Below are 8,484 nucleotides of genomic sequence, written 5' to 3'. Positions count from 1 at the left end.
ATGTGCTCTTCCGATCAGCTGCCGCGGCGCCGGGTCGTCGCAGGCCGCCAGGGCCGCCGCTGCCAGCATCGCCATCCAGGTCGCCGGCGGCCTCACCTCTCCGCGACCCGTCCCGCGTTCACGAAGGCCGTGAGCGCCGCGATGTCGGTCACCGCGATCCGATTGTAGCCGAGCCGGACCCAGCCCTCCGTCTCGAAGGACCTCAGGGTCCTGTTCACCAGCCCGCGCGAGGCATTCGCCATCTCGCCCAGCTCCGCCTGGGTCAGCCGGCAACCGGCCGGCGCGGTGCGGGGGCTTTCGGCCCCGGCGCCGCAGACCCGTAGCAGGATCGCCGCGATCCGCCGATCCGCATCGGGGATCAGAAGGTCCGCGATCACGCCGAATGCGATCTGGAGCGACGCCTCGGCGATACCGGCGACGGCGCGGGCGGCGTCTGCGCAGCTCCGCACGATCTCCTCCACCGCGGACTCCGGGACATGGAGCGTCCAGGACGGCTCGAGGGCGCGGAAGGTCAGCGATCCGCTCGGCCGGCGCGTGAGCGGGCTCAGCCCGAACCAGACGGATGGACGCATCACATGGGCGAGGCTTCCGTCACAGGGCGTCGCGGCCACATGCACGGCGAAGCTGCCCTCGACGATGCCATGCACTCCGCCGCGCCGGTCGCCGACGGTGAAGGCGTGGTCGCCCCGGCCGAAGGCCAGGATGTCGGCCCTGGCGAGGATCTCCGCCTGGAACGGGGCGGGCTGCTGGGCGAGCCAGCCGTTGTCCAGAACGATCCGATGCGCCCGGGCGCGGTCCATGCGTTCCAGTAGCGGCCCGGCGCGGTGACAATCCAGCCCGTTCCTGCCGGTGCTCCCGGTCGGAAGGGCACCAAGTTTTCGGTCGATCCCCTGTCCCATGGACGCCCGCGGGCGGATCCGGGCGACGTGGGCGTGGCAAGGGACTGGACCCGGAGCCGGAAAGGGCCTGCTGGGCGATCGGCGCCGTGCGCGAGGCGGGGGTGCGACCGAGGGACGGGGCGCGAAACCTTGACGGAGCAGGGCGGGCGCCGGCGGTCGGAAGCCGCCCGCAAGGGCGCAGCGCGGCGCATCAAACGGAAGGACCGATGGACGTCCGGCGCCGGTGCCGGATCCGCTTCGGGCCGTTGGTCCAATACGGCGGCGCCGCATGCCCTGCGCCGTTGCGGGTGGCTGTCCCGCGCCCCTGCGTTGCGTGCTGGCCCGACGTCACAATCTGGCGGCTCACGAACCGCCCACCGGAGCCCGTCTTGACCGCCCTCGCCCTGATCGCCCTGTTCGCCGTCGCCTTCCTGCTCGGCGGCATGGTGTTCTTCGCCGCCCTGATTGCGCCCCTCGTCTTCCGCGTGCTGCCGGCGGATCATGGCGGGCGGTTCATCCGGACCCTTTTTCCCCGCTACTACCTCTGGGTGCTCGGCATGGCCGGCGGGGCTGCGGTGGCCCTCCTGCCGCTGTCCTCCATCGATGCGGGGATCATGTTCGTGGTCGCCGGTCTGGCATGGTGGCTCCGCCAGGTGCTGATGCCCCGCATCAATGCCCTCTCCGACAAGGCAAAGGCGGGCGATGCGGCTGCGCAGCGGGAATTCGACCGCGCGCATCGGCTGTCCGTGGCCGCCAACCTGCTCCAGATGGGTGCCGCCGCGGCGGTGCTGGCCGGCTTCGTGCTCTGACGGGCCGGTCCGGGCCGTCGTGCCGCCCAGCAGGGGCAAGGCAGCCTATTTCCGACGTTACCGGGATGGATTAAGCCTGCCGGCCTGGGCGGGCGCAGGCCCGCGACACGCTGCCCGGGAGGAACCGACATGAACCGCCGTGCCCTGATGGGCGCCGCCGCCGTTGCGCCGATGCTCGCCACCCCCGCCTTAGCCCAGACGCTGCCGGAGGTCCGCTGGCGCGTCCAGTCCTCCTTCCCGCGGGTCTTCGACGTGCTCTACGGCACGCTGGAGCGCATCTCGGCCCGCGTCGCGCAGCTCACCGAGAACCGCTTCCGCATCCAGGTCTTCCCGGCCGGCGAGATCGTCGGCGGCCTGCAGGTACTGGACGCCGTGCAGGCCGGCACGATGGAGGCCGGCCACACCGCCTCCTACTACTACATCGGCAAGGACGTTGCCTTCGCGCCCTTCACCGCGATGAGCTTCGGCCTGAACATGCGCCAGATGACCGCCTGGTTCCGCCACGGCGGGGGCAACGACCTCGCGAACGAGTTCTTCCGCGAATACAACATCGTCGCCCACACCGCCGGCGACACGGGCGCCCAGATGGGCGGCTGGTTCCGCAACGAGATCCAGACGGTCGAGCAGCTGCGCGGCCTCAAGTTCCGCATCACCGGCCTCGCCGGGCAGCTCTTCCGCCGGCTCGGCGCCGAGCCGACGCTCATTGCCCCCGCCGATATCTACCCCTCGCTCGAGCGCGGCGTGATCGACGCGGCCGAGTTCGTCGGCCCGCACGACGACGAGCGCGCCAACTACGTCCGCGTCGCCCGCTTCTATTACGCGCCGGGCTTCTGGGAGCCGGGTGCGCGCCTGCATTTCATGATGAACCAGCGGGCGCATGCCGCGCTGCCCGACCAGTACAAGCACGCGATCGAGGTCGCCTGCGCCGAGGCCGACAGCGACATGACCGCGCGGTACGACCACCTGAACCCGCAGGCGCTGCGCCGCCTGGTGGGCGCCGGCGCGCAGCTGCGCTTCTGGTCGCGCCCGATCCTGGAGGCCGCCTGGCGCGCCAACGAGGAGCTGAACGCCGATCTCGCCCGCCAGAACCCGCGCTTCGGGCGGATCATGGAAAGCTACAACCGCTTCCGGACTGACCAGTTCCAGTGGTTCCGCGTGGCGGAGAACAGCTTCGACAACTTCGCCTTCACCGCGGCCCAGACGGTTCGCTGAGCCGCCAGGAACTGCCTGCCAGGGGCCCCGTCGCAGCCGCGGCGGGGCCCTTCTCGTTTGTTCGGCCCGCACGGCCCTGGCAGCCTGCGCCGTCCACGGCTATCAGGCGGCGCTCGCCGGGAGACACCCTCGCACGATGGACGCGTCCGCGCTGCTTTCCGCCTTGCTCATGGGCGTCGTCGAGGGCCTGACAGAATTCCTGCCGATCTCCTCGACCGGCCACCTGATCCTGCTGGGCGAGCTGATCGGCTTCGAGGGCCCGCCGGGCAAGGTCTTCGAGATCTCGATCCAGCTCGGCGCCATCCTTGCCGTCATCGTCGTGTTCCGCCAGACGCTGATCGACCTCGTGCTCAAGGCCTGGCGGCCGGGGCCGGAGCGCTTCTACGCCGTCAACATCCTCCTCGCCTTCCTGCCGGCCGCGGTGATCGGCGCGACGCTGCACGGGCCGATCACGCGGGCGCTGTTCAACCCCTACGTGGTCTGCACCGCCTTGATCGTCGGCGGCGTGGCCATCATCGCGATCGAACGCTGGCGGCCCGCGCCGTCCATCCGCAGCGTTCCCGAGATCGGGCCGCTCGCCGCGGTGCTGGTCGGCTTCGGCCAGGCGCTGGCGATGATCCCGGGCACGTCGCGCTCGGGGGCGACCATCATCGCCGCGCTGCTGGTCGGCGCCGAGCGCCGCGTCGCGGCGGAGTTCTCCTTCATCCTGGCGATCCCGACCATGCTCGCGGCGACGGTGTTCTCGCTGTTCAAGGCGCGTCACGATCTCGACCTGTCGGGCGTGGCGCAGATCGGCGTCGGCTTCGCCGCCGCCTTCGTGGTCGCCCTGGTCGTGGTGCGCTGGCTGATGCGCGTGATCTCGCGCATCGGCTTCACGCCCTTCGGCTGGTACCGGATCGCGCTCGGCAGCGTGATGCTGCTCGTCCTGGCGTTGCGCTGAGACGGCCTGTGGCAGTCGCGACCGAGCGATCCGCCGCTGCGGAAGGCCGGCCGGGAATACTGGTCCCGGCGCTGCTCCTGTTCGCGTTGGCGGCCCTGCTGGTGCCGGTTGCCTTGGTCCGCATCCCGCCTGTCCTCGACTATCCTAACCACATGGCCCGGCTCTGGCTGGTCGCGGGCAACATCGCGGTCCCGCCGATGTCGGAGATCTATGCGCTGGACTGGAGCCGCGCCGTCGTCAATTCGGGCATGGACATGGTCGCTTGGCTGATCGGGCCGTTGCTTGGCGGCGAGATGGTCGCGCGGCTCATGCTCGGGCTGTCACTCGTGCTGCCGCCGGCCGGCGCGGCGGTGTTGGCGAGGACTATGTCCGGCCGCTGGCCCTGGACGGTGCTGCTCCTGCCCCTGCTGGCGTGGAACCAGGTCTTTACCGCTGGCTTCTTGAGCTTGCAGATCGGCATCGGCCTTGCCTGCTTCGCTGCGAGCGGCGCCATCGTACTGCAGCGGCGCGCGCCGCGGTCCCTCGTGCCGGCCTGTGCGACGGCTGCCGCCCTGATCACCGTCATGCATCCTATCGCCGCCGTGTTCCTGGCCGGACTTCTGGGTGCGGAGCGGCTCTGGGACGACCGCCGGCACCACTGGGATATTCGGGGCGCAGTACGCGCCGCAGCGCCCGCCGCGCTTGGAACCTTGATTGTGCTCCTGCTCTCCCCCGTTCCGCCCGGGCAGGAAAGCGCCAGCACGTCTTGGATCATGCCTGCCTATGCCGGCTTGGCCTCGCGTGCGTTTGCGCTTATCGGGCCGTTCTTCAGCCACTCCGTGGTGACCGAGGGTATCCCCCTCCTCGGTTTGGCCCTGCTACTCGGCTACGCCGTCATTCGGAGCCAGATCGGCCTGCACAGAGGCTATGCCGCCGCGGCGACCGTTCTTGCCGCCACCGCTGCGCTCGGCCCAGCCAATCTCGGCGACACCGGCAGCCTCGATATCCGGCTCGCCGGCATGGCGGTGCTGGTCTTCGTTGTGGGTCTGCGCCCACCGGCTGTTTCGCGCCGGGTGCAGGCGGGGTTGGCGTCGGCACTGTTCGCAGCCACCCTGGTGCGGACGGTCTGGATTGTCGACCTGTGGTACCAAGCGGAGCACGATGCCGACGCCGTCCGCATCGCGCTTACGGGCGTTCCGGCCGGTGCGGCCATCTTGCCGGTCGGTCCGCGACCGATCGACTGGAACGCCATCCCGGCCTGGCGGAGGTCAACGGTGACCGTCGCTTACGGCAATCTGCCGCTCCTCGCGATCCCGGAGCGCCAGGCCTTCGTGCCTTGGCTGTTCACCGGCGCCGGCAAACAGCCAATCCGCGTCCTGCCGCCCTGGAACGAGATCGCGGTCCCGGACGGCCTCCTGCCTGAGCCCAGGCACCTATCGGATCGCAGCGCGACTGTGCTTCGCTTCGCACCCTACCTCGCAGACTGGCCGAATCGCTTCGACTACGTCCTGGTCCTGAATGCGGACCAGGGCGCCGATCCGCTGCCCAGCAACCTGCAGCTCGTCCGCGACGCAGGGTTCGCGCAGCTGTGGCGAGTCCTGCGGGATGGCGTTCCGACCGCGAGCCGGCCGGCCATTGGGAACTGACGCCGGCCAGTAGCGCGCCGCAGGTCGCGAAAGCCGGTTGCCGGGGGGGCCGCGGATCGGTTCTGTGCGGCGTCCTCCTGGCAGGCGCGCCCGGTCGAACCGCGAACGACGGCTGCCGGGAGAATTTCTCTGGCCTGGGCGGACCCTGCCCTCGGGGCGATGCGCGTGGCTGCGTTCACGCCGTCCTCACTGCTTCGTCGTCGCCACCCGCCAACCCGGCGCCATGCCGCCGCGTTCCGCTTCCCGCACGCGCAACGGACCGGCATGCCGCAGCTCTTCTCTCCCGATGCCGACCGGCGCCTGCGCATCGCGCTGGTCCTGGGTGCCTGCGTCATCGTCGTCGGTGCCGCGGCGGGCTTCGCCTTCGCGCGATCCGACCGAGCCTGGGGTGTCGGGGTCGCGGCGCCGCAGCCGATCCCCTTCAGCCACGCGATCCATGCGGGCGAGATCGGCCTCGACTGTCGCTACTGCCATGCGACCGTGGAGCGCGGGGCCTCCGCGGGCATGCCGACGGCCGAGACCTGCCTCGGCTGCCACGCGCAGGTCTGGAACGTCTCCGCCCAGTTCGCGCCGCTGGCGACGGCGCTCGCGCTCGAGGCGCCGGTGACGTGGCGATCCGTGCATCGCCTGCCGGACCATGTGCGGTTCCACCATGCCGCGCATGTCGCGGCCGGGCTGGGCTGCGTGACCTGCCATGGCGACGTCGCTGCCATGCCCCGCACGGTGAAGGCGGAGACGCTGTCCATGGGCTGGTGCCTGGATTGCCATCGTAGCGCCACGACGGCCTTCGGGGCTTCGCTGCGCTTCGAGCATGCAGGCATCGAGGTTTCATACACCGATTCCGCCTCGGGCGAGACGAGCGTCACCCGCACGCCGGGCGGTGTCCCGGCGCGCCAGGTCACGCAGCACGCCGAGATGGGCGTGCCCGCCGCCGAGCAGCACCAGTTCCCGAGCCCAGGGGCTACGCGGCGTCATGCCTGGCCGAACGCATCGCTTGCCGCATCGTTGCGGGCCGAGGAAAGGAGGACACCGACACGGCCCTGCCCGTCCGCTATCAGCAGTGCCCGAGCCCGACGGACGCGGCGCCGTCAGCGCGGCTGCGTGGGCTGCCGTGTCCTTAGCGCAGCGCCCGCCGCCACAAGGCGTCGGCCAGCATCTCCGCCAGGCAGGTCTCGCCGATCGCTGCAGGCGGTGTGGTGCCCTGTCGGGCCCAGCCTTCCATGATCGCGTAGCGTCGGAAGAGCGATACATCCATGCCGCGGACGGCTGCGCCGAGGACCTCGACGTAGCGACGATAGGTCGGCTCCTGCGCGGAGCCGGCGTGGTAGGCGAGATCCACCAGGACCAGGTCGGCCTGCTGGACCAGCAGCCACTCCGCGACGCGACGGACGATCGTGCCGAACTTGACCGGATCGGTCATCGAGAGCGCGTCGGCCATGCCGGTTCGCCAGACCACGAGCGCGGGCTCGTACTCCGTCGCGGCGCGCCGGACGCGTTCGGCGGCATCCTTGGCCAGCATCCCGGGCGTGGGAACGATCTGCACGCGGATCTCGCGGCCGGGCAGCCTGTTCTGCAGCGTCTGTGCCAGGGTCTGCGCGAAGGGTCCGTCGTTGCTGCCGGCCCGCGCGCCGCCGAGGCCAACGAGCAGGACGCTGAACGACCGCCCGCCGGCGAGCGCCTGCGTCAGGCGCGGCAGGCCACCGCCCAGCTCGACCTCCGGCGCCGGGGCGGGGCACGCGCCGGCACGCGCCGGCGCCGGCAGCAACAGGGCGGCTGCCAACAGGATCGGCAACAGGCGCCTCACGAGTAGCCTCCTTCCGTCGCGGCGCCAGCCGGGCGGCGGGCGCGGCTGCGGCTTCGGTCCATCCAGGCCAGTAGCCCCGCGAGGCCGAGCTGCAGCGCGATGCCGCCCAGAACCAGGGCGAGCTCGAGCGCCACCCCCGCCTCCAGCACGAAGCGCGCGACCTGCGCGGCGATGGCGAGCACCGATCCGGCGCAGAACACGGGCAGCGCGTTGCGCCCGAGCAGAACCAGCACGCCGCGCCGGTCGATCAGCGCGATCAGCTCCGCGACCGGCAGCCGTGCCAGGACCAGCGCCAGCGCCAGCGCGTGCAGCAGCCGCGGCAGGGTCAGCCAGGTCTTGTCCAGGCCGTAGAGGAACCAGGGCAGCGGCAGCGACGGCCAGATCAACTCCTCGTCCAGGCTGATCACCGCCGCGACGACGAGGTAGGCGATGGCGGCAGCCAGCAGCGCATTGGACCGCGGCACCACCGGCAGGCCGCGCGCCAGCCGCGTGCCGATGACGAGCCCTATGACGAACAGCAGCTGCCAAGCCAGCGGGTTGAAGAACCAGCCGTCCTCGCTCGGGTAGTGCGGCAGGTTGATGTTCCAGTGGTTCGCGACGGCCCACAGCACGGCGGACCCGCCGACCAGCGTTCCCGGTCGCGTCGCCGCCAGCGGCAGCAGCATCGGCAGGGCGAGCAGGAAGACCACGTACATCGGCAGGATGTTGAGGTAGCCCGGCTGGTGGCCGAGCAGCACGACGCCGACCAGCGCCGCGGCCGTGTCGTCGAAGACGGGGCCCAGGTTGATCCAGCCGAGCAGCCGCGGGTCGCCCTCCACGCTCGCCGCATAGGCGACGATCGCGCAGGCGAGGAGCACCGTCAGGAGATGCGCCGCATAGAGGTCGAAGGCGCGCCGCCAGGCGCGGGCGGTGACCTCGGGCGCGCCACCCGTATCCAGCCGTTTCAGGAACACCAGACCGGCCGCGATGCCGGCCATCAGCACGAAGCCCTCGGCGGCGTCGGAGAAACCGTAGGCGGCGGTGGTGAACGCCGTCAGCGGATTGTCCGGGATGTGGTTCACGAAGATCATGACCAGGGCGAGGCCCCGGAACAGATCGACCCGCCACTCCCGTTCCATGGTCCCCACCCTCGGCAGCTCGCCGCCGCGCGATCGTCCACATGGATATTCTGTAATCTCCGATCAAGGGCGGGGCGTGCCGCTCACGTCGAGGTGAG

8 protein-coding genes are annotated in these 8,484 nt (G+C 71.0%); 5 read left to right on the top strand and 3 right to left on the bottom strand.

Annotated features, from left to right (window positions below):
• Positions 1-92 precede the first annotated feature (92 nt).
• Positions 93-800, bottom strand: a complete 708-nt coding sequence (locus L2I40_RS03565; RefSeq protein WP_237213491.1) for a Crp/Fnr family transcriptional regulator — start codon at positions 798-800, stop codon at positions 93-95.
• Between the two features lie 467 nt (positions 801-1,267).
• On the opposite strand from L2I40_RS03565, the gene L2I40_RS03560 reads away from it, so the two are divergent.
• The 5 genes from L2I40_RS03560 to L2I40_RS24560 all read left to right on the top strand — a co-directional run bounded on the left by L2I40_RS03560 (position 1,268) and on the right by L2I40_RS24560 (position 6,688).
• Positions 1,268-1,687 carry a DUF4149 domain-containing protein gene (locus L2I40_RS03560; RefSeq protein ID WP_237213490.1) on the top strand — a complete coding sequence of 140 codons (420 nt, stop codon included), beginning with the start codon at positions 1,268-1,270 and terminating at the stop codon, positions 1,685-1,687.
• Positions 1,688-1,816: 129 nt separating this feature from the next.
• Entirely contained in the window at positions 1,817-2,899 is a 1,083-nt protein-coding gene (locus L2I40_RS03555; RefSeq protein ID WP_237213489.1) for a TRAP transporter substrate-binding protein, read from the top strand.
• Between the two features lie 136 nt (positions 2,900-3,035).
• On the top strand, positions 3,036-3,839 hold the full coding sequence (locus L2I40_RS03550; protein ID WP_237213488.1) for an undecaprenyl-diphosphate phosphatase: 804 nt from the start codon (positions 3,036-3,038) through the stop codon (positions 3,837-3,839).
• A gap of 8 nt (positions 3,840-3,847) precedes the next feature.
• Positions 3,848-5,464, top strand: a complete 1,617-nt coding sequence (locus L2I40_RS03545) for a hypothetical protein (protein WP_237213487.1) — start codon at positions 3,848-3,850, stop codon at positions 5,462-5,464.
• 159 nt (positions 5,465-5,623) lie between these two features.
• Entirely contained in the window at positions 5,624-6,688 is a 1,065-nt protein-coding gene (locus L2I40_RS24560; RefSeq protein WP_372491002.1) for a cytochrome c3 family protein, read from the top strand.
• Here L2I40_RS24560 and L2I40_RS03535 read toward each other — a convergent pair.
• Positions 6,582-7,268 (bottom strand): hypothetical protein, encoded by a 687-nt coding sequence (locus L2I40_RS03535; RefSeq protein ID WP_237213485.1) that lies wholly within the window; start codon positions 7,266-7,268, stop codon positions 6,582-6,584. The two genes, L2I40_RS24560 and L2I40_RS03535, sit on opposite strands and share 107 nt — an antisense overlap.
• Positions 7,265-8,386 carry an OpgC family protein gene (locus L2I40_RS03530; protein ID WP_237213484.1) on the bottom strand — a complete coding sequence of 374 codons (1,122 nt, stop codon included), beginning with the start codon at positions 8,384-8,386 and terminating at the stop codon, positions 7,265-7,267. The genes L2I40_RS03535 and L2I40_RS03530 overlap by 4 nt, the downstream gene beginning before the upstream one ends.
• Positions 8,387-8,484: the final 98 nt, after the last annotated feature.

It is taken from the genome of Falsiroseomonas oryziterrae (genome assembly GCF_021864505.1).
Lineage (GTDB): Bacteria > Pseudomonadota > Alphaproteobacteria > Acetobacterales > Acetobacteraceae > Falsiroseomonas > Falsiroseomonas oryziterrae.
The sequence above is the reverse complement of the archived record's forward strand: the minus strand, read 5'-3'. Positions and strand labels throughout refer to the sequence as shown.

Bases quoted from the DNA above. Each gene is read 5' to 3' on its own strand.
- L2I40_RS03555 (WP_237213489.1), top strand. From the start codon at position 1,817: ATGAACCGCCGTGCCCTGATGGGCGCCGCCGCCGTTGCGCCGATGCTC.
- L2I40_RS03550 (WP_237213488.1), top strand. From the start codon at position 3,036: ATGGACGCGTCCGCGCTGCTTTCCGCCTTGCTCATGGGCGTCGTCGAG.
- L2I40_RS03530 (WP_237213484.1), bottom strand. From the start codon at position 8,386: ATGGAACGGGAGTGGCGGGTCGATCTGTTCCGGGGCCTCGCCCTGGTC.
- L2I40_RS03565 (WP_237213491.1), bottom strand. From the start codon at position 800: ATGGACCGCGCCCGGGCGCATCGGATCGTTCTGGACAACGGCTGGCTC.
- L2I40_RS24560 (WP_372491002.1), top strand. From the start codon at position 5,624: ATGCGCGTGGCTGCGTTCACGCCGTCCTCACTGCTTCGTCGTCGCCAC.